Here is a 23,333-nt window from a genome sequence, read left to right as displayed (position 1 = left end):
ACCCAGCGCTACAAAATTCGTTACATAACCAATTCCACTGTTCTGTTTTCATGATCCGATAGATCAACTTGTGGATGTGTGATTTCGGACGATGTCTTAGGCTTCGCATCTACTTGGGGAACAGGTTTCGCTTTTTGCTGCATGGTCGATAGTAGCTGCTCAAACTCCAAAAGCTCAGATGCGTTATTAATTCGCATCACATAAAGTCCACCTTTTTTCTCTTCGTCAGCAATTTTATCATTGAGAAATGCAACTTGTTGTTTCAGCGACTCGACTTGTTCTGCTGTTTGTTGATGTAATTTACCAAGCTGAGCGGCCAATACACTCTGTTTGTTTTTAATATCCGGGCCGAATGCATCGGTCAAGTTTCTTTCCGGTCTTCGAAGCAATTCATGAAAATCCAAACGCCAATCTTCCATATCTTCTGGAGTAAAGACATAGCTTGCTACATAAGAAGTAATACTACCCCAAGTAGTTTTTGGTTTCATTCCTTCAACTACCCGTTGATGCAGGTCTCTAAATTCGATCATTAAAATGATATCCTGAATTTTTTCGATTTCTGCTGCTTGCAAATCAGGAAACTTAAATGTTTTGATTAACTCTCTATCGAGAAAACTATTGCGAACTTTTTCAGAAAAAGAACTTAAGTCTTTAGGCATTTGACCTGCTAACCATTCTTTTAAAACCAGGATTTCATTGACCTGATCCTGAAATTGTCTCGGGAACTGCTCTGCATCTGGTTTAATTTTTGCTTCAAGTTGAAGCAGTGGTACTTGCTCTTTTATCAATCGGTCCAAAATTGACAATTGTTCATTCGCTTTGATTAGTTTTAATTCTAAATCTTTTCGCTCCTCAGTTAGCTCGTGAGCGCGGGAATTATATTGGGTAAAATTATGGAATAAAGGATGTGAACCAACACCTTTGATCACTAAATCAAAATAATCACTAAAGCCATTATGTCCTTCTTTGAGCTTAACCTCTTTTACGTCAAATCCATTTAATCCATTAAGTTTTTCTTTAAGATTATCCGCCTTGTGTGTCAAAAACTTGCTCGTATTCAGTAATTCTTTATGATCCTCGCTAAACCGTTCACAAATATTACGAACTTCTCCTCGCAGACGAATTGCAAACTCTTGCACCTTAGAGCCTTTCCTCGCTAACTCTTCTACTTTATTCGCAAGAAAGTAATGCATTTCATAAAAACCATAGATCGTGTTGTTTTCAGCTTGCATTACACTTAATGCTTTTTTAATCACATTCCATTCATTATTTTTTTGTAACCGAGGCTCTTCCTCCTCAATAACGTGAATCGCAGAATCCAGTTTTCCTTTCATCACTTCATAAAGAGACTCCTCTTTACAATCATGTATGAAATCAGCATCCAGTTCATTTTCATTTGAACTCATCGTCGCTAATCCATCAAGAGTATCCAAAGTTTCTTTAATTAAAGTATGTGTGTTCTTATGGAGGCCAAAAGAGAATATCCATAAACCTTCCAACTGCGCTTCATGTTTTGTCAATACTTTATACAAATTCTTAATTGCAATTTGCCTATCCTGTAGCGTTTTAGTGCCTTTTAAAATGTGAGTGGCATTCAATATGGCATCTGCAGCAGCAATAACTGCAGAACGCTCAAGGAAATATCCCAAGCCACGATGTTCTTTCATTGCCCAAGATAAAGTACTTTCCAAATCGTCAACAATTTCTGCCGCCACTTGATCCAAATAGATTGTTTTTAATTCCAGCAACTCACTTGTTTCTTCAAGGTCGGCTTGTTGATATACCCTTAACAATTCTTGAATGATGGGTTGCATGGCGTATTTTTCAGCAAATCGATCTTCAGGAAGATAATTCGCATAATCAAGTAAAAGGTCAACAAGAATATCTAAATTCGTTGCACGCTCAACTTGCTTAACCAATAATGGTCGCGTGGTTTTATTTAAATAAGAATTATTTTTTATAATTCGACTAATGTCTGCAGCAAATAATTTTACTTGGCTTTTAACAAAAGCTGCGCGATAGGCCTCTACATCACCATCAGCAAACCGCAGCATCGCTCCGCTTACGTCCAATCCAGATGCAACATAACGACGCGTCTTTTTCATCTGAGCAAACAGTTCTTTTTTGCTTTCATGTTCTGCCAATCGATGAAGCTGCAATTGCTCACTTAATGACACTCCATCCAGATAATGATAACGCAGCGCATTGACTGAGTCTTCTACAATGAAAGGCATAGCCTTTTCTTTAAGAAATGCACGTTGCTGATTCCAAATCGAATTTACAGCAACTTCATACGCAACTACTGCTTCATTCAGTGCTCCAGTTTGTAATTCTTTGTTTGCATTACGACGTACATAAGGATTGGAATATTTTTTTTGCGGATTAGAATGTTTAAGACATTCACCCCACTGTTCGCTCAAAGCAAGAATTAAATCATCTCTTTGGGCTAATAACTCAGCATCCAATGTTCTCCATTCAGATTTTGGATAAACAAGATGCAAAAATTCTTTCCATTCCTGGAATTGCTGTAAAACAACGTGTTGTACACTAGAGATCGTTTGAATGTAATGACGCTCAACTGCAATGTCCTCATTTCGTTGCCTTTTTAGCTGTGCTAATTTAGCAAACATGTTCTCGCGGCCTTCTTCGGACTGATAAAAACAAGATTGCGACAAGAATGCTCCATACTCTTCATAAATTACAATGTGCCTACCTGGCTTATCATGTCCTGCACTATGATTCATGATTTGCAGCGTTTCATGAGGAGTATCCAACTCAGTCTGAATCGTCAAAAACCCTTCTGAATGCTTTGTATCAAAAGAGGATTTTCGTCCGAGTGTAGCGGTAACAACAGTTATTGTATTTTTCTGGCCAGACTGATTTTTTATCCAGTTTTCGTATGACTGGCCGGCATCTTTAAATGCGGCAATATTTTTTTCCGTAAACTGTGCTTTTAGTTTCCCTTCAAGGAGTTCTACTGCATGAGCGTCTCGAGCAAAGATGACAATAGGTTGTCCATTTTTTGCTTGCTTGATGGATTCATTAAGCACGTGCAAATGAGCTTCCTTATTTGCAGTTTGTTTTACGGCTACTTGTTGATCAGAAGCTATTCGACATGCAACATCTATATCAAACTTACTGCATTGCTCGACTAAATCATCTTGTCTTGCTAAAGCTCTAGAAATGCTAATAATACGCCCTTGCTTTTTATAGTCATCAATAAACTCTTTGGTTGAAACAGAATCAACAAAACGCATCTCTGGCGGAATAACGAATTCCCACTCGGGATGTGCTATGTGTAACCGCGCATGCAAAAACTGATGCTCCATAAAGGTCAAACCACTTTGGTGCGTTTTTTGATTTATGGGAATAGCAAAATGCTGTGCTGTTTCAGAAGGTGGAATAACAAAATCTTCGCCTTCAACGAATCGTTGAGCGGCTATAGCTGAATTAATCCATACACTCAATTTATCCTTTGATAAGACGTTTAACTGTGCTTTATGCAAACCTGTAGGAGCATGTCTGTACAAAAATTCTCTTAACTGGTCTACGTCCTGATCCACGCTCCAACCTTGAGTCACATGGAGAATTTTAAATTGTTCCTGATCAATAAATTCATTCACTAAAAAATAAATCCATGCATAAGGATTATTGTCACTACCCTCATCACCCTCGGCCCTGATAGCAAGATTAAATAAAATCCTTTCATCTAATTCTGAAAAATCAGATCCATAAAGAATTAAATTACTTGATACACGATGACCAGCCTTGTAAGCGGTTAAGTTTTCATTCTCAGCTTTGGCCCGAGAACGATATAACGCTAAGTCACCTATAGTGGAATAGTTTATCCCCCCCACTTGATAGGTTCCTTTGGGAGCACCTATCTCAATACTACTTGAAGCAATACCCAGAGAGGTAAAAAAATCTTTGGCATGATCTTTATAACTTTGAGCCATCAAATCACGGCTGGGAGCACACACATCAATTGTCCCACCATCAGCCTTAACCCATTGCATTACTGCAAATAATGCAGCTGCAATACTGTTATCTTCCTCATTATCAATTTCCATCAGCATGTTGCTTTGCTGATTTTTTAATGACATTAAAATGGCAATAAGTTGTGTGGAATCAACAAATTTTCCTGTAGCCCGGGAATATTGTTCCCGCAACACGGCAAGCAACCTTAATTGGGCTTTTAGCTTCTCATGAGCCTCAAGATCTGGTTTTCTTAGTGCAGCAATCAATGAATCTGATAATTCACGCAACTCAACACGGCTGACTTTAGTTAAATTTTTATAGACTTTAATGTGTTTCGTCGTTGGATCATCACCTACAACCAGAGTTAAAGGTTTATCTCTTCCTATTGCATTGATGTAGGTAACTTGTTGGGCTAAATCATATTGTTCCTGGCTACTTAAAGTTCCTGCAAAAGTATCTTTAATGTTGGCAATGACTCGTCGCACTTGTGAGATCTCAAATTGCTCATCAAGAACTTGTTCGGAGTCTTTTAGAACGATATCAAATGCATTTTTTTGAGGGGAACGCCCTGATTTTGGATCTTTATCAAATGCATCAACATAAGCTCTGAGATCCTGAACGTACCCATTTAATATTTTGATAAACGGTCCTATCTCTGGGTAAGGCGGATAATCAAACAATGTTGTAATTTCCTGTAAATATTGTTGATTTAATTCAAGCCCTGTTAGCACATCTAATAGTTGATGAATGTTTTTATCGGTTACATGCTCACCCAATACAAGCAATATTTTTGCCCAATTATTTAAGTCCGGATCTTCTGTGGCTTCCAACTTATTGACTATGTTGTAAAAACGAGTTAACTCAGCCTTGCTACCTTTGGTACACGTTTTTATTAATAAAGTGAGCAATGGTACCAACGACTTTACCGATGTTTTGGCTTGGGTAATTGATGTGATTTTATCAATGACTTTTTGAAGTATTTGCTCATCAACATCCGGATCTGCTTTTTTTATTACGTGAATCAGTGCATTGAACAAAGCTTCGGAATGTTTTTCATCTACATCTGTTAAGGACTTAAATCCCATCAATTCTTTTAATGGGAATAAGGATTTCTGGGTTAAATTATGAGTAAATGAACAACGTAATAAGTTTTCATACACCTCTTCCCCGAGATCTTCCCGGTACTTTGTTAAATAAGTGACCTCGTTTAAAGCATCACGTAACTGCTCCACTGTATATTTTGGCGTTTCGTTCAATATTTTGCATAAAATAGCTAAGGGAGATGCGACGAAACACGGTTTTTCTCGACTCAAAGCATCCAGCAGATTCGTCATCTGAATTGCGGTTAAAAAAGACTTTTCAGGTGCTATGGACTTCATTCCATCAGTTAATAACGAAATGCAACGGTGAAACTCAATGTTGTTCTGGTTTTTAATGCGTGTTAAGGAGTTAATTAAGCCATTCACTACATCTAATTGCTGACCATATTCCTGCAGTGATTCGTCAATGGGTTGACTCGTATTTAATCCTTTAATTTGCTTCAATAGAAAATTATCAAAATCCTGATTTGTTTGTAATGGCTTTAAAGCAGCAATTAAGCTGGATTGACAACTAGCCTTTATTTTAGATTTCAACACAGGCAGGTAGGATTTCTTTGTAAAAAATTCAGCCCCCAATGCTTGAGTCATTTGTATTTTTTCTTGAGGAAATCCAGATAAAGTCCAAGCAAACCATCTACTGCCCAATAAATTTTTAACTTCCTGTTCTTCCTCAGCCAAAAACTCGAAGACTATTCTGGGGTTAATTGGTTGCTTTTTCAAATAATACAATACCACTTGATGAGCATCCATCCAGGGTTCCAAGTATCCTTTTAGTTTTTCTGGTAAATTTGCAAGTTTACTTTCGAGTTGCCATTCCTCGTAACTTTGTCTCAGCACGCTAAAAAGATTAATTTCTGTTTCGTTAACTGTATCTTTTCCTATTTTTAGATCCGGTAATTCAGCACGAATAATTTCAAGAATACCTGCTTTTTGATTTTCAACACTTGGCAGTACACCTAATTTCGCTTCTGCCTTTGCCACTGAATCCACAGTTTTTATCAGTTGCTCCAGGGAGGGCAGGCGATAAGAAGCTTCTATATTAATCTCAGCAAGAATTGATAATAACTGTCCCCTACGTTCAGGCTGCATGTCATGTACCGCTTGTGCTAGGTTTTTTATTTTTGTCTCAAATTCACTATCGTCTTTATCATGTCCGGTACCTTCCGGTATTTCATCGTTAAATAATGAAAAGAGTACCATAAACTGAGAAAGTGACTCGGGTTGATCGTGAAAGAGATCAGGCAAAAATTGATTCAGTTTAGAAGGAGTAACCAAATGCTTTAGCAAAATTGGCAAAGCAAATTTCTGAATAGGAACAGTCTTTGTCTGCTCTATGGCAAAACGTCTTTGATAATTATCGATAACGATTGATGCCACATTGTTATATTCACCTATGAATTTCAAAGTAAGCGAACTCATATCCAGAAAATCATGTCGTGCTAACTCCGGGGCTTTTGCTTTTTGCATAGGCAATAAGACATCAATAAGCTTATTCAACTCATCTGCAGTGGGCATTGATTCCCAACGACACTGCTCCAGTGATCCCAAAAAAGCAAGAAGTACTGTCGACAATTGACTGTTTAAATGCTCGTCAAAGTCCTCAGTTATTGTAATGAATTGGCTTAGTAAATTCTTAACTTGGGTATAGGGATCTTCGGTTTTAGTGCAAGCACGTTGCCCCGAAGTTATCAAAGCAACTATACTGAGAAATAATACTTTATTCTGCTTATTCAGCTTTTGATTGCTACTAATTTCCTGTTCGATTTTTTGATATACATCCAGTGTAAATGCCCATTCCTGCTCGCCGATAAAACGATAAAACCGGGATATAATCTCTCCGTATGAATCATCCAAACGGGCTAACCATGCACGCATTTCATTCGGCATCGCAGGAACCGTATAATCAAGAGCCTCTTCATGAACGTTGGGCCTTAAATTCATGTGCCGCGATAATAACTTATACCTGTTATAACGACTGGCATAGTAAGCGCCATAGGCCTCAAAATCCAATCCATCAAGACACGTAAGCTGCTCTTCTGGATCGCTGCTGTTGTTTATGATAAACAATAAGCGATCTAATGCGGGTTTCAGGTGTCTGATATTTTTTAAGGGACAGGATAAAGGTAACTTCAGGTTCTTGTTTTCCAGCTGTCTCAGAAAATAATCATAAGCAGCAAATAACTCATTAAACTCTGTACGGGAACCCGATGCTTTATGTTGTGCAACTAAAGAATTCCACCAAGTTCTCTGTTCACTATTTAATTCACTCAACTTTTTAAGGTTTGCAAAACCTTGAGCTGACGTTAATGCGAGATAATTTTCTGGTTTATCCAGAAACATCTCATTAAAATCTTTAAAAAGATTCTTATCGTGTAAGGTCTTAAGTTGTTGCAATAAAAGTAAAACACCATCAGCTCCAGCATGAATTAACACTTGAGCCAGACTACGATAGTTAAGGTCAGATAAGGGTATTGTCTGTAATAATCTTTTTATCCGCTGCAATTTTGGCGCATCATTTTCTGTCAACGCAGACAAGAAAAAAACAAAAGCTTCTTGACGACGTTCCGGTGTGCACTTTCTACTCATTAGATAATTAAATTCAGCTTTATAACGCCCCACATTTTCAGAATTTTTTTTCAAGAATCTAAATTGGTGGTATGAGCCAACAATATTGCGGGCATTTACCGGAGAAAATTCAGGAATGAGCGTCAAAGGATTTATTTGTTCGAGATGTTGATGTTCTGGTGCTTCACTAAAGCACAATACGTTTTTGCCATCCTGAGTTTGTTTTAGATAAAATCCCGCTGGTAAATTTTCAAAAAGCACGCCATAAGAAAACTCAGGAAAATTTCGGATAATTTTTTCCATGGCTGCTGCCTGCACATGGGTAATTTTCCTATCCAGCGCCTTAACTTGATTGGCACCTTCACCAACCAGCCTATCCCAGATGGAAAGTAATAGTTTTTCAGATGTGGCGAGTTGATTTGGATTCAATTGCTTTTTTAGAAAGCTCAGCCACTTCTTACTACCTAAACTGGCACGATCAACTAACTCGCCCAAGTCTTCCGAGGGTATTTTTTCTGCTTCAACAACAGCACCTACGACCAGCTCCTCTTTTCGTTTTCTCTGAGTTGCCTTTTGGAGTCGCTCCGATTGATGGGGTCCCTGCTGGGATTGAATCTGATATTGCAGTTGTAGACTAATGCTGGGGCCTTTTGTCCCCTCAATCCAATTCTTTTTCGTTTTTCGTATTTTATTGATGGGGGGTTGAAAAGAAATGGGTAAGCCAGGTAACTCCACCTGCTGCTGGAATTCAAGAGAAAATTTTTGTCGTTTACCCATTAGATAGACATTGTCGAAAGGCGATTGATATTGCTCCTGCTGGGGAGGAAAATTGAATTTATAAAGTCTGGGGCGTTCTGGTTTTAAAAGAAATTCAACCAATTCATCAAACTCTTCTTGGATTAACCCATCACATTCCAAAGATAGAGTAACTTCTTCAGTAACCAACTTATCTTGCTCGAAGGTAGCTTCCAAATAGGTGATAAAATCCTTGATATTATTAAAATTATCTTTGCCCACAGCGATTCTCATACAACCATGTCCCCCAAATAAATCCTGGGAAAAGTAGTTGGGGCCATAGCGAGTAAACCAAAGGTGCTGAAGATGTTGGATTTTTTTGAATTTTTTCGCAAAAGCTGCAGTGAGTGAAAATTCAAAAAGATCTGGTAGATTCGGTACCTTTAGCTTGCGCAGTAGGCTTCAACTGCTTTTTCCAGGATAATAATACTAAGACTTTATTATCCAAATAGTGCGCAAATATATCACATTTTTAATGAATAAAATATGAAAAAGATAGTTCGTAGTAACTTGAAATTTTGATTAAAAAACATCTAAAACAGCATTTAAAAGTTGCTGTGTATACGCTTCTTTAGGATTTTTAAAAAGGGATTCGCAACTTCCAAACTCAACGCCTACTCCATTCTTCATCACGAGCACTTCATCAGCAATATAGGAGACTACTCCCATATTATGGGTAATAAATAAATAAGAAATACCCGTTTCCTGCTGTAATTCCTTTAATAAATTGAGAATTTGTGCCTGCACAGAAACATCTAAAGCACTCGTTGGTTCATCACAAATCAAAACATCTGGTTCTGTTGCCAAAGCGCGCGCGATGCAAATTCGTTGTCTTTGGCCACCGGAAAATTGATGCGGATAACGTTGTAAACTATTGCTAGGCAAGTTGACCTGGTTTAACAATTCCTTTTGCCTTAGGTTAATTACAGTACGTTTCATCCCCTGGGCATGCATGCCCTCGGCTATTATTTCTCCTACTGTCATTCGTGGATTCATCGATGAAAAAGGATCTTGGAAAATAATTTGTACTTTTTTTCTGTATTCTCTTAATGGGCGTCCTTTTAATGCCAGCACATCGTATTCTTTATAATGTATTTCGCCTCCAGAAATAGGCAATAAACGCAACAAAGCACGACTGGCCGTAGTTTTTCCACATCCTGATTCACCTACCAAAGCTAAGGTTTTTCCTTGCTGCAAACGAAATGAAAGACCATCAACTGCTTTAAATATAACTTTATGGCGGCTGAATACTCCTTTTTTCTGGATAAACCCAACAGATAAATTCCTCACTGTGAGTATTGTTCTTGCTTCAGAAGATGCAACATCCCAGGCTATTTTATTTTTTTGCAAAGGAGGTAGTTCATCTAAGTCAGGATATAAATGACATCGTACCAATCGACCACTTTGTTCTTGTAATTGCGGCTCTTCTACTGGACAACGCTCAAATGCATACATACACCGTGGGTGAAAACGACAACCTGAAGGCATTTCCTCTAACGAAGGTACAAACCCTCGAATTACCGACAACCGTTCCTCACGTTTTGCGAAAGAAGGCACAGAAGCCAACAACTGCTGTACATAGGGATGCTGCTTTATTCGTGAAAAAAAATCATCAACAGAAGATTGCGCTACCACTTGCCCTGCATACATCACACATACTCGAGATGCCATAGCTCTAAGTACCCCTAGATCATGGGTAATGAGCAGTAAACTCATCTGATGGTTTTTTTGTACTTTTTTGAGTAATGCAAGGATTTGAGCCTGGATTGTAACATCCAAAGCGGTTGTTGGCTCATCAGCAACTAAAACATCGGGTTTACAAGCCAAAGCCATAGCAATGACTACGCGTTGTTTCTGTCCACCGGACAATTGATGTGGATATTGATGGATTTTAACTTCTGGTTGAGGCATTTCCACCTCATGAAGCAAGGATAATAATGCCTCTTGCAGCTCTTGCTTGTTAAAGGAGTTACATTTTACCAAAGCTTCTGTCAATTGTTCTCCTATAGTCATCACCGGATTAAGTGCCGTCATTGGCTCTTGGAAAATCATTGCAATCTTGCGGCCTCTCAATTGCCGCATCATCTGCTCCGGTAAATCCAGAATGTCTTGTCCATCCATATGAATGAGGCTATCCATTCCATAAACACCGGATTTTGGTAACAAACGCATTAATGCCAAAGAAGTTAAGGACTTACCACAACCTGACTCTCCTAATAAAACCAAGGTTTCACCAGGATGTAAACTAAAACTGACTTCATCCAAAGCAGATACCGTTTTATGGTGATTTTGAAAAGCTACAGACAATTGATGAATTTCAACACTATTTTTTTGCATATGTTTTCTGTTTCGCTTGATGAAACACTACCCTAGACGCCCCAAATCCAGGGTTCAGTGACGACCTTCTGATCTTCTTCTGCTTGCAGAGCAGGGGCTCTTTATAATAGATTTATAAAAGGAATATGCGTCTTTGGTCTACTGTATCATAATATATGGTAAAATAAACCTAACTTTTATTTGAGAAATACCCATGTCAGAAAACTATACTGCCCAAGCAATTGAAGTCTTAAGTGGACTGGAGCCTGTTCAACGGCGCCCCGGCATGTATACCGATACGACACGCCCTAATCATCTGGCACAAGAGGTGATTGATAACAGCGTGGATGAAGTATTGGCAGGCTTTGCAAGCAATATACGTGTCACACTTCATGAAGATGGTTCTATTGAAGTAGAAGATGATGGTCGCGGTATGCCAGTTGATTTACATCCACAATTAGGCTTAAGTGGTGTTGAGGTCATTATGACGCGCTTACACGCCGGAGGTAAGTTTTCTGATAAAAATTACAGCTTTTCTGGTGGATTACATGGAGTAGGTGTTTCTGTAGTGAATGCCCTTTCTGATCGTCTTGATGTCACCATTAAACGCAATGGAATTATTTATCAAATGTCATTTGCCAATGGCGATAAATTGTGTGAATTAAATGAAGCAGGCCTTACTAAAAAAAGAGATACAGGTACAATTATCCGTTTTTGGCCCAATGCCAAGTATTTTGATACAACGCGTATTTCAGTAAAACATCTTACTCATGTGCTTAGAGCCAAAGCCGTACTTTGCACTGGCTTGTCCATGACTTTTGTCAATAAGACAAGTAATGAAGAAATGCATTGGTGCTATGAGCAAGGGCTTATTGATTATTTAAATCAATCATTACCCGATGGAGAGTACTTACCTGAAGAACCCTTTACAGGCGAATTCAAAAGTGACGAAGCGACTGTTGACTGGGCTTTGGTTTGGTCTGATGGAGCAAACAGTGGTTTTAGTGAAAGTTATGTGAATTTAATTCCAACGATTCAAGGCGGTACCCACGTTAATGGCTTACGATCCGGTTTATTTGATGCCATGGCTGAATTTTGTGAATTAAGAAATCTACTGCCTCGAGGAGTAAAACTTACCGCAGATGATCTGTGGGAGCCCTGCCAGTATGTATTATCAGTTAAGATGAAAGAGCCACAATTCGCAGGCCAGACTAAAGAACGCTTAAGTTCCCGCCAAATTTCAGCCTTTGTCAGTAATGTGGTTAAAGATGCGTTTGCATTGTGGCTCAATCAACACCGCAATCAAGGTGAAGCAATTGCTTCTTTGGCAATAGACCGTGCACAAAAACGTTTGAGACAGGCCAAACAAGTAGCACGCAAGCGAGTAAGTCAAGGACCTGCCCTTCCAGGTAAATTGGCTGACTGCTTACTCACTGACTTAAGCCAAGCTGAATTATTTTTAGTAGAAGGTGATTCAGCAGGTGGATCAGCAAAACAAGCACGTAATAAAGACTTTCAAGCAATATTGCCCCTGCGTGGGAAGATTCTTAATTCCTGGGAAGTGGATTCATCACAAGTCTTGGCATCCCAGGAAATTCATGATATTTCCGTGGCGATTGGGGTAGATCCCGGTTCTTCTGATCTGAGTGGGCTTCGTTACGGTAAATTATGCATTCTCGCAGATGCCGACTCCGATGGAGCACACATTGCAACGTTGATTTGCGCCTTATTTTTACGCCATTTTAAACCACTGGTTCAAGCAGGACATGTATTTGTGGCTATGCCTCCACTTTATCGAATTGATGCAGGCAAAGATGTTTATTATGCTCTGGATGATGAAGAGAAAACTCGTATCCTCAATCACTTGACACAAACAACTCGAGCTAAAGCAAATGTTCAGCGCTTCAAAGGCTTGGGTGAAATGAATCCGATACAATTACGTGAAACAACCATGGATCCCAATACCAGACGCTTGGTTCAATTAACCATGGATGATGAGGAAGGAGCTGAAGCAATTATGGATATGATGTTAAATAAAAAACGAGCAAGCGACAGAAAAGTCTGGTTGGAGTCTAAAGGAAATTTAGCTGAAGTTTAACATTCATTGGATTCACATCTTAACCTCCTATCACGTAGCCTGGGTGAAGCGCAGCGAAACCCGGGTTTGCCGTATATTTCCCCGGGTTACGGCTTACGCCTTCACCCAGGCTACGATAAAATTACCACTTAGCTCTTTGTTAGGGTCTGTTTATATTTCGCTAGCTTGAGTCAAAATCGTTTGATTTTCGAGCACCGAAGCGCAGCATACACGAAGTATGTGAGCATCGGAGCACAGAAAATCAAACGATTTTGGCCAAGATAGTAGAAATGTAAACAGACCCTACCATTTGAATAATGGGATTAAGTTCGAATAATCATCAGTCCATAAAAACTGCTCGTCGCTTGTATTAAAGTGCCAACGAGCCTCTTTTATAATTTGAAAAGCCAGATTTTCATTAGAAGTCAAAAAAGCCCACTGAGAATCAAACTGACCTAATGACAGAATACCTTTATTATTTAAATAAAGCACCATCAACTCCAAAGACCTACCAGCAGCATTGATCACAGGTAATAATTTCATATGCCGATTACTTAAATGAATCAATATACCCCCGTCTTCGGTAATTTTTTGTTGATATAAAGTAAATGCTTCAAGAGTTAATAAATGCACAGGAATTGCATCTGAACTAAAAGCATCAATGACCAATAAGTTTTGGGAATGATCCGGTAATTGTTCTACAGCCAATCTTCCATCATTTTTCATAATGGTCACACGCGGCGGACAATCACGTAAGTAGGTAAATAATTGAGGATTTTTTGCGAGATCAATAACTTGATTATCAATCTCAATGACTTTAATTTGATCTTCTTTTCGAAATTGGCAGATCATAGTACCAATACCTAAGCCAATAATTGTTACTGATAAAGAGCTCCATTTTTGTTGCATGGCCCCCACCAGGGGTTTAACCGCGCCATAATAAGAAGTCAGTCCAGCAGGTTTTTTCTCTCCTGTAGCTTGCAATCCATGCACTGTAGACTGATTGATTAAGACATGTGTTCCTTGTTTGTCTATTACTTTTTTTACCCCATAAAAATTGCGTATTTGCATTAAAATTGAATCATTTTGTAATAGTGGTGAAAAAATAAACCCAAATAAAATGAATAACGATAAAATCAAGCTGGCTTTACTTTCTTGCCAGATAACTATGACAATTAATGCCAAAATAGCGCAGATCTGGAAAGATGAAAAACCTTTAGGCCAATGGATAGCATTAATGCTGTAATGCAACAGCATAAGAATCAGAACAACCACAGGGACCCACCAACCATACTTTCTTGACAATTGCGGCAAAGCAAAAAGACTTAGTAAGATTGCTAAAGGATACTCATAAATCTGGTTGAACCAACGTGGTGCTAAAACTCCATTGAACACACCCGCCAGTACCCCCCCAAGAGCTAAGCAAAAATAAAATAACGTAAGGGACTGTGGCTTAGGCCTGCTTAAAAATAACTGACTATGGCACAGCAATGCCAACATGAAGAAACTCGACAAATGAAACAAAATACCCTGCCAAGCCTTTATTTGTCCTGCATTTAAAATAAAACCAATAATCGGAAAAATGAGAAAAAATACAGCATTTCTGGCTATCCATGAAAATGAAATCAAGGGTTTGTTAGTGAATACAAGCACAAAAGTAAGCAGATACAAAGCCAAGGGCAACACCCAAAATAAAGGTGTGGCCGCGATATCTGTAGTAATATACAAAGTCACTCCCAGCATTAAACTGCATGGAGCAAAACTTAAAAAAATCCAATACAGTATTTTCTGCCAAGACCAAACTGCAGCGAGTTCATTTTGTTTTTCCAGCGGTTGATAACGATTAGAAATGAGAATAAAAAACAACAGAACCAGATAAATTACATAAACTATGTTCCATAAAAAAAATTGATTTTTTAAGCCAATAAAACGTTCGATGACCCAAGGGTAAAGTAATAAAGATAAGAGACTACCTAGGTTAGAAGCAGCATATAAAAAGTAAGGATCTCCAGCGCCTTTTTCCTTAGTCTGACTGTATGCAAATTGTAATAAAGGTGCTGAGGCACCAATAACAATTAAGGGTAACCCCAATTGGGTAAATAAATTAGATAAAATGCTCCATTCAGGTGATTCATGAAGTATCAAGGGTTGAAATACAAGAGGTAACACAATAAAACTCAAGAAGACGAGTGTGGCGTGCGTCAATCGCCATACACTTGGTTTATTAAAAAAACCAAGCACTGCGGCATATCCATAAGCAAATAGCAATATAGCCTGAAAAAAAAGCATGCATACAGTCCAAACTGCAGGTGTTCCCCCATAAACAGGTAATAAAGATTTAGCAACCATAGGTTGAATGCTAAACAAAAGAACAGCGCTTAAGAACAAACTGATAGGGAATAGAAAACGCACAAAGCATCCTTGACTAGAAAAAATCCACCTATAAAAATCCATTGTAAGATTACAGAAATGGTTATTCAACTTATTGTGGCATCATTAGTGTCTATTTCCATTTCGCTAGCTTGAGCTAAAATGATTTGATTTTTGAGTACTGAAACGCTTTGTATATTCAAAAGAATCAAAGCTTATTCACTCCTTAGAAGATTCACCAATTTTTTTAAAATTTTGTTCACCGAAAATGGCTGAAGCAAATTGATAATATTTAAATTCCAACAAATTATTGCTTGGATCCTTCAAGAAAAAGGATTGATGTTCAATTCGAGTGCCTTTAAACCGTGTTTTTAGTGGAATTTCAAAGGGAATGTGCTCTTTTTTAATTTGTGCCAAAAAAACATCAAACTCATGTCGATCAAGAAAAATTAAACCAAAATGTCGTGGATAAATACTTTCTTGTAAAGGAAGGATCGCATCAACTTTATGTGCCACAATTTGATGATGGTCAAATTCCAGAATCAATGCATGCTCCGACTCACGCCCTAACGAAAAACCCAATTTATGGTGATAAAAATCTTTTGCCAGAGCCAGATCATGCACTGGAAAAGCGAGATGAAATAACGTATTCATGAATTTAGATTCTTCATCGTTTTTTGTTTTTGCAATGCGCCATTCTTCTGAGCCATACATACTCCTTATATTGGTCTATTCTATAAGAATAGCAAAAGCAGGCACGCTGAAGACATAAAATTTATATTAATTAAGAAATAAGTATGTAAGAATATTTACTTTATTTCATTCAATTTCAATATAAAATGATTTTAAACACTATTTTTGATTATATTATTCATATTGATGTTTACCTAAATACCATTGTTTCAAACTATGGATTTTGGACTTATTTGTTTTTGTTTGCAGTAATTTTCTGCGAAACCGGACTTATTGTCACCCCTTTTTTACCGGGAGACTCGTTACTATTTGCTGCAGGCAGTATCGCAGCACAACCAGGGAACCCGTTAAATATTTCAATTTTGTTGTTGCTGCTGTTTCTTGCCTCAGTTTTGGGAAATCAAATTAATTTCTTGGTTGGTCGACTACTAGGCCCTCGTATTTTTTCTACCGATAAATCCTGGCTGCTTAATAAAAAACACTTAGAGGAAACCCATGCATTTTATGAAAAACATGGAGGTAAAACGATAATTTTTGCGCGTTTCCTTCCAATCATACGCACTTTTGCACCTTTTGTTGCAGGTATAGGGACAATGCGAATTGTTCATTTCTCGTTGTACAATTTGATCAGTGCCTTAATATGGATCGCCAGTTTATTGAGCTTAGGCTATTTTCTCGGCTCAATTCCATTAATAAAAGAAAATTTCACCGTAGTAATTTACGGCATCATTTTTATTTCAGTATTACCCCCCCTTCTTGCTTTATTAAGTCGAAAACGAACCTATTCAGATGAATAATTGTAAAAATGTAGCCTGGGTGCAGTGCAGCGAAACCCGGGTTCCGCTGCGCTGCACCCAGGCTACGTTCATAGGATATGTTTGAATCTTAGTGGAACGTCAGATTTTGAACTCAAATCTGACGTTTCAGCACTAAAAAATTCCCAATTCATCAGGAGTTAACTCCCCTTTTAACTCATCCAAAAGAGCCGAATAATTTTTAGATATATAGTTTAAATCCTTTTTATGATGCGGCTCATTTGCTGCTAATAACCCCTGTAATAACATAGTCCTGAATGAATGAGGATGAGTATTGCCGTTTTTACTATCTTCTAGAAAATCCATTAACATATTTTTGGCCTGATCCAGGTCTTCAACTAAAGAAAATTCCTCATCAAACTTACTGGCTCTTCCCCTACCGGACTGACCATGTCTGTGTAAAAGTGAAAAAATAATTCCATCACTATAGGTACAATACACGATTACTGCACGATGGATTATATGAATTAATCGATTTAATTCTTTTCGATCTGCCTTTGAACTCATTGACGTTAAAGGTATCTCATCACTGTGGTTAAAAAGAGTTTGTTTATTGAGAGAGTATTGCGGTTGTCTCTTTGTCTTTTCAGAATTCATTACTTCAGGTGGAGTTTTCTTTTGTGTACCTGCTTCTGTTTTTGGGAAATTTTGATCTTGGGTAGGTAATTTTTTTGGAACAGTATCTTTTTTAGGTGGTTTAGATTCTGTTTCTAACTCAATTATTTTCTTACTGCTTAAACCAGGTAGCGAAGTGTCCCCAAGCGGCTTGGTAGGTTTCGTTAAAATTTTTCTAACCAGTGTCACTTTTGTAGTCCAATGGGAGTTACCCATGTTATATAAGGTAATGACAGGGTAAGAAGGTGTATCGCGTCCGTTCTCCTTACCGACTACATGGAGATTTACATGAAGTTGATCGGCGATTTCTTTCAAGTCATAATGGGTTGCCCATCTTCCTTTTTCTTTTATCTTATCCATGCCTTTTAAAATAATTGAATCAGGATTTGCTTTCTCGTCTACTACTATATCTTTCAGTAATACCTCTTTGACACGGGCATTTTGTATTCTTCTTGCTTCCTTCTCGCTTTTATCTGTTAGCAGTGGTACTAGCGATTGAGCAGTTTCCATTGCCAACTCTTGGACTTCTCGAGATAAAGCTAATTCGTTAAATTGACTTATCTTAGCAAGTGAGTCGCCTATTCCTAAGAAAAAGTCGACCAATTCCATAAATTTACAAAATATTGGAGTGGCTTCAATATTGGCTCGCCGATCTTTTAATACGGCTTCTGTTTTTATTCTGTTGATGGGTTCGTTTTTATAGATATTACAGGCAATAGTTCGTAAAGACATTTGTAACTTGAACAGGAGCTCTTTTTTATAATTTCCAGGTGAGTGGTATAATTCATTTAAATCAATGTCAAGAATCTCTTGCAAGCTAACGTGATTAAGTCCTTGGCTCTTCCATTGGTCATAAGTTTTGCTTTTTCCAGTAAGTGCGTACTCTTTTAGGATAATATCGATTAAACCTATAGCAAACGCATAAAATCCGCAATCACCACCACCTGGATTATCGATTATCCTTTCTTGTACTTCCACAGTAAGAGCATCATCGGAGACTTCGGATCTCGAATGAGTCATGGAAGATCCCTTGTCAATTTCAATTTTAATTCCAGACATTGATTAATCCCCGGTTGCACTCTATAGAATTGTCTTCAGAAACTCTACTGCTTCGTCGATATGGTGCTCGAATCCTCATGTGACTGCTGTACACTCCGGTTCTGCACTCCATGTCTCCTCGCAATTCATCCCCTGCAGCGAGTTTCCAAAGAGGTCTAATATAAAAATGTTCACATATTATGCTACGAGAGAATTTAACTCGCAATAGGAAGTGTCTATTTGAAAAATAAGCAACTAATCGTCAATCAACAATTGCGATAGCATACCATTTTGAATCCAACCCTTGAGAAAAGAAGCAGCCTTCATGCCTACCTCCTCCGGTTTTATCCACTGGCAAAGCCCTTCGCAAAGTGCACCAAAAGACAACCTTTGTGATAAATTATCTAAAGCCCACGCTTCTTCATCAGACACACTATAAAATTGAATAATGTTTTCTGGGGATCGCCATAAAACCCAGGATGTAGGCACAGAGTTTTGTTGCAATTCAGGAAGTTCCTGATCATGAGTTAACGCTTTCCAAAGAGGAATTGTGTTTCCCAAATAATTGACTCGCTGCAGCGATGGATGGAGAACAAATTGAAGATTAGGCCATGCTTCTGGTGGAATAACTGCCATATCCTCAACTCGTACTATCTGTTCATCAGCAGCATCAAAAGCCAAACCCATTTTCCACTCAAAATCAGCAAGCTCAGATAAATGTGAATAGTGTGGATAATTATGCTTAATGAAATCTGGTAATAAATCACCAAACCATCGAATAGAGCGATAATAAGAAGGATGAGCATCAATGTAATAAGTCGCTAACTTATTAAATTCTTCCGTTCCTAAATAAGCATACAAGGCAGGAAAGTTAGTACTCAAACTTTCAATAAGCCGAAGTTTATACGCATCACGATAAATGCCTAAGCGAATATCCACTGATACCAAATCAGTATGTACTATAGAACCATGAATCGCAGAATGTCCTGATAATAAAAATTTTTGAAACTCATCTTGTAACTGAGAAAGCCCGATCATACAAGTACCTCTTCAACCAAAATCGATTCCGCAATCCGTCGTGCCCGATTGACTTCTGCGAGCAACTCCGCAAAAGGAGGCATATTGTCATCCCGTTCAATCATAGATGATATTGGCCCTAAACGTTGTAACGTTGCAGCGTAAAGATCCCAAACAGGTTGAATTACTGGAGCATCATGTGTATCAATAATGTAATTTCCGTGATTTGCATGACCCGCTAAATGAATTTGAGCTACACGCTCAGCAGGGATAGCCATAATATAATCTATAGGATTAAACTGATGATTTACAGAACTCACATAAATATTATTTATGTCTAATAAAATATAACAATCCGCTTGTTTTACAATTTCCTGGATAAACTCCCATTCGGTCATTTCAGATTGTTTGTAAGTAAGATAACTGGAAACATTTTCAATTAAAATGGGACGTCCTAAAAAATCCTGCACTTGCTGAATTCGTGATACAACGTGGTTTACAGTTTCACGTGTATAGGGAACAGGTAACAAATCATGAGCATTGATGCCGTTAACCCCAGTCCAGCATAAATGATCAGAAATCCAGACTGGCTCGACACGAGCGGCCAACGCGCTTAATTGCTTTAAATAAGCTCGATCCAGAGGGTCTGTGCTTCCTAATGAAAGAGATACCCCATGCATCACTACAGGATAGTGAGCTCGTATTTGATCAAGATAATAAAGTGGCTTACCGCCCGGAACCATATAATTTTCAGTGAGTATCTCAAACCAATCCAAGTTGGGTTTTTGTTCTAAGATTTCTTCATAATAATCAGGTCGTAATCCCAATCCAAAACCTAAAAAAGGCATTTTTTCAGTTACTTTATACTTTGGGATATCCATATTCAGTCCGGGGAAAAATGTGAAACCAGGCATGCAAAACATGCCTGGAGTAATGCGGAACTCAAATTGAAATTATTGAACAACAGTACCACCAGCTTTTTGGCAGTCTTCTTGAGACATTTCAGCCACACCTTTGCCTTTACAAGCGTTTTGGCCTTTACAAGCGTTATCTGCAGTTTTGCAAGCGCCTTGTCCTTTACATGCATTACCACCTTGGCATTTTACCATGCCAGCAGAAGTATCAGCAGCAAAAGCAGGGGTTAAAGCAAACATAGAAGCAGCACCCATTGCAAGAGCAACGCCTGTTAATTGTAATTTGTTCATTACTAAATTCCTTTTAGAGTTAGTTAAATAAGCTATAAGGCAAAATATAATTTAGCCCTTTGCATTTTAGAAATTTATATTCAATTTTGTCAAGTTCACCTTTGAAAAATAATGGTTTTCCTTAGTGACTCGCAATATCGCACCGATAAACGCAATGAGCAGAAACCTCTCATCACCTACTCGCCAAAAAACAATGTCTATAATAAAAATAATTAGTTTAATCTCGATTAATAATAAAATATGGATAAACCATTACTTACACCCCAAGAAATTTTTGAATTCATTAAACAGCATGAACCTTTTAGGCTAATGAGCGATGCATGTCTTGCAAAACTTTCTCGTGTTTTGGAAATAGAATCTCGAACCAGTGATTCCCTTTTGATTAAAAAAGGGGAAACTATGAATGATCTTTACATTTTAATTAAAGGTCGTCTTTACTACCAGATAACCGATATTGAAGGAAACATAACGTTTCAAGGTGAGTTACATGAAGGGTCAATTATAGGCGAAATGGCTCTTATATCTGATTTACCCCGCTCTGCGAATGTCTATACCTTACGTGACTGTATTATCTTAAAATTATCGAAAAAAAACTTTTTGAAATTGTGCAGAACATTTCCTGAGCTGCTGAATAAAATAACCCAATTCACCATTCAACGACTAACCAATTCACTGCAGGGAATTCATGGCCCTGCAACACGCGATAAATCCGTTGCTCTAATCCCTATAAGACCAATACAAAACCTCGAATTTCAATTGCAAGAAATGATTTTTCGTTTCTCTTATGGAGAAAAAATCCTTTTATTAAACAGCAGTTATCTGGAAAATAGAAAAAATCTACTGGATGTGAATGGGAATATGAGTAATGAAGGAATTTTATGGATTAACCAACTAGAAAAAGAATACTCCTATATTTTCTATCTAGCCGATGAAACAATAACAAGCTGGACAAAGTTTTGTGTACGTCAAGCAGATTCACTCGCTTTTTTAGCGCTTGCAGAAGAACACGATCCCGCCTTATCTGAAGTAGAGAATTACATCTTAACGATGCAAAGTAATTTTATTAAACGCAACGTATTAGTACTTGTTCATCAAACGGCAAACCCACCAAAAAATACGCAAAGCTGGTTAGAAAAACGCTCGGTCAACAGTCACTTCCATGTTCGAAATAATACGGAGGAAGGTATTTCTCGAATGATGCGAATCTTTACTGACAATACTATTTCCTTAGTACTCAGTGGTGGAGGAGCACGAGGTCTTGCGCATATAGGTGTTTATCGCTTATTAGAAGAAAGAGGAATACCCATAGATTATATTGCCGGAACAAGTATGGGAGCAATGCTCGCTGCCGCTTTTGCCATGGGATATTCCTCTAGTGATGTTTTGAAATATGTGGAAGAACATTTAATCAAAGGAGCCAAGATTGACTTTACCTTTCCCTATATTGCAATTGCTACAGGCAAAAGAGCCACAGACAGTCTTATTGAGCTCTATGGTGAAAACAGTCAAATCGAGGATTTATGGCTAAACTATTTTTGCGTATCAACCGATTTAATCAGCAAAAATTTATATGTCCATGATAGAGGACGATTATGGGAATCCATTCGCTCCAGCATATCCCTACCTTTTATTTACCCGCCAGTATCCTTTAATGACAAACTTCTGATTGATGGCGGAATACTCAATAATATCCCCACCAATGTCATGAGACAGTACTCACATAGCAGTAAAATTATTGCTTCCAATATCAGTATTAATAACGTATTTAAATTAACACCAATACCTTATTCACTTTCTGGTTGGAAACTACTTTACAATAAATTTATGGGGAAAGAATCGATATTACCTATTAACCTAGGTGAGTTGGTGTTGAGGCTATTAACCATAAGCTCTCATCAAAATACCTCGAAAATGATGGCCATGGCAGATTATGGTATTACTTTAAAAATAGACCAATACGGCATTCTGGATTTCAAAAAATACAAAGAAATTGCTGAAACGGGTTATGAGCAAGCAAAAGCTCAGTTTACTGCTCAAAATTTAGCTGAACTATTAAAAAATACTCCTCAACATAATGCGGATGAACTCATATAAGTTAATCTTTAAGTTCAAGGTTATTTTTTATTCTTTCGCGCAACAACCTGATCAAATATGGCTCTTTTCTCTGGGGGTAACGATTCTCGCCGTAAAGCCATCATTTCTTCCACTGAACCTTGTATGCAATCTGGAGTAAGCCGGTCGAGAATTAAAAAACCATTTAAATGATCAATTTCATGTTGTAAAACCCGAGCATAAAATCCCTCTTCAATTTGTTGATGAAAATGACCTGACTCATCATAATAACTCACAGTGATTTGCTCATAACGAGGAACCTTCCCAGATTTGCTGGAAACAGAATAGCACCCTTCGAAATCTTGGTGCATCTTAGAGCCTGCCATCGGTTCGTAATTTGGATTAATCATAATATGCATAGGATAGAATTTTTTAACATTATCTCGTAATAAAGTCGCTTCTTCGGGAATATAAACTGCAATTATTCTTTTTGCACAGTTTACCTGGGGCGCAGCCAAGCCAACCCCGCCCAATCCATGCAATTTCGTCTTCATTGCAGCAATTAACTCTTTATCTTCCTGGCTTAAAGGAAACTGGACTTCTTGAGCCTTGCTCTTTAGAACCTGGCGGTATTCAGGTTGTTCTACGGTTACTATGTCCATAGCCATACTCGCGGTACTCCCTAGTAAGAAAAAAT

General features: G+C 38.0%; 12 protein-coding genes. 3 read left to right on the top strand and 9 right to left on the bottom strand.

Annotated features, from left to right (window positions below; translation table 11 throughout):
• Window positions 1-20 precede the first annotated feature (20 nt).
• Window positions 21-8,672 (bottom strand): hypothetical protein, encoded by an 8,652-nt coding sequence (locus Lani_RS02860; protein ID WP_058388389.1) that lies wholly within the window; start codon window positions 8,670-8,672, stop codon window positions 21-23.
• Window positions 8,673-8,960: 288 nt separating this feature from the next.
• Window positions 8,961-10,775, bottom strand: coding sequence for an ABC transporter ATP-binding protein (locus Lani_RS02855; RefSeq protein WP_019233839.1), 1,815 nt, complete (start codon window positions 10,773-10,775; stop codon window positions 8,961-8,963).
• A 193-nt stretch (window positions 10,776-10,968) separates the two neighbouring features.
• Here Lani_RS02855 and parE point away from each other — a divergent pair, with 193 nt between their 5' ends.
• The gene (gene parE, locus Lani_RS02850; RefSeq protein ID WP_019233840.1) at window positions 10,969-12,852 is read left to right on the top strand and encodes a DNA topoisomerase IV subunit B; all 1,884 of its coding nucleotides are present in this window, start codon (window positions 10,969-10,971) and stop codon (window positions 12,850-12,852) included.
• 282 nt (window positions 12,853-13,134) lie between these two features.
• On the opposite strand, the gene Lani_RS02845 is transcribed toward parE, so the two are convergent.
• Complete coding sequence (locus Lani_RS02845; protein ID WP_040522654.1) at window positions 13,135-15,285, bottom strand: spermidine synthase; 2,151 nt, start codon at window positions 15,283-15,285, stop codon at window positions 13,135-13,137.
• 135 nt (window positions 15,286-15,420) lie between these two features.
• Window positions 15,421-15,915, bottom strand: a complete 495-nt coding sequence (locus tag Lani_RS02840; RefSeq protein WP_019233842.1) for a VOC family protein — start codon at window positions 15,913-15,915, stop codon at window positions 15,421-15,423.
• A 125-nt stretch (window positions 15,916-16,040) separates the two neighbouring features.
• Between Lani_RS02840 and Lani_RS02835 the strand changes: the two genes are divergently transcribed.
• On the top strand, window positions 16,041-16,691 hold the full coding sequence (locus tag Lani_RS02835; RefSeq protein WP_019233843.1) for a DedA family protein: 651 nt from the start codon (window positions 16,041-16,043) through the stop codon (window positions 16,689-16,691).
• Window positions 16,692-16,823: 132 nt separating this feature from the next.
• Here the strand turns inward: Lani_RS02835 and Lani_RS02830 are convergent, their stop codons facing one another.
• From Lani_RS02830 to bufA2, 4 genes are all read right to left on the bottom strand, one after another.
• Window positions 16,824-18,383 (bottom strand): hypothetical protein, encoded by a 1,560-nt coding sequence (locus Lani_RS02830; RefSeq protein WP_019233844.1) that lies wholly within the window; start codon window positions 18,381-18,383, stop codon window positions 16,824-16,826.
• Window positions 18,384-18,617: 234 nt separating this feature from the next.
• On the bottom strand, window positions 18,618-19,400 hold the full coding sequence (locus Lani_RS02825) for an HvfC/BufC N-terminal domain-containing protein (RefSeq protein ID WP_019233845.1): 783 nt from the start codon (window positions 19,398-19,400) through the stop codon (window positions 18,618-18,620).
• On the bottom strand, window positions 19,397-20,260 hold the full coding sequence (gene bufB, locus Lani_RS02820; RefSeq protein WP_040522671.1) for an MNIO family bufferin maturase: 864 nt from the start codon (window positions 20,258-20,260) through the stop codon (window positions 19,397-19,399). The genes Lani_RS02825 and bufB overlap by 4 nt, the downstream gene beginning before the upstream one ends.
• Before the next feature lie 72 nt (window positions 20,261-20,332).
• On the bottom strand, window positions 20,333-20,584 hold the full coding sequence (gene bufA2 / locus Lani_RS02815) for a BufA2 family periplasmic bufferin-type metallophore (RefSeq protein ID WP_019233847.1): 252 nt from the start codon (window positions 20,582-20,584) through the stop codon (window positions 20,333-20,335).
• A 240-nt stretch (window positions 20,585-20,824) separates the two neighbouring features.
• On the opposite strand from bufA2, the gene Lani_RS02810 reads away from it, so the two are divergent.
• The gene (locus Lani_RS02810) at window positions 20,825-22,678 is read left to right on the top strand and encodes a cyclic nucleotide-binding and patatin-like phospholipase domain-containing protein (protein ID WP_019233848.1); all 1,854 of its coding nucleotides are present in this window, start codon (window positions 20,825-20,827) and stop codon (window positions 22,676-22,678) included.
• 20 nt (window positions 22,679-22,698) lie between these two features.
• Here Lani_RS02810 and def read toward each other — a convergent pair whose 3' ends face one another.
• Window positions 22,699-23,304 (bottom strand): peptide deformylase, encoded by a 606-nt coding sequence (gene def / locus Lani_RS02805; protein WP_019233849.1) that lies wholly within the window; start codon window positions 23,302-23,304, stop codon window positions 22,699-22,701.
• Window positions 23,305-23,333: the final 29 nt, after the last annotated feature.

It is taken from the genome of Legionella anisa (assembly GCF_001467525.1).
Classification (GTDB): domain Bacteria; phylum Pseudomonadota; class Gammaproteobacteria; order Legionellales; family Legionellaceae; genus Legionella; species Legionella anisa.
The sequence above is the reverse complement of the archived record's forward strand: the minus strand, read 5'-3'. Positions and strand labels throughout refer to the sequence as shown.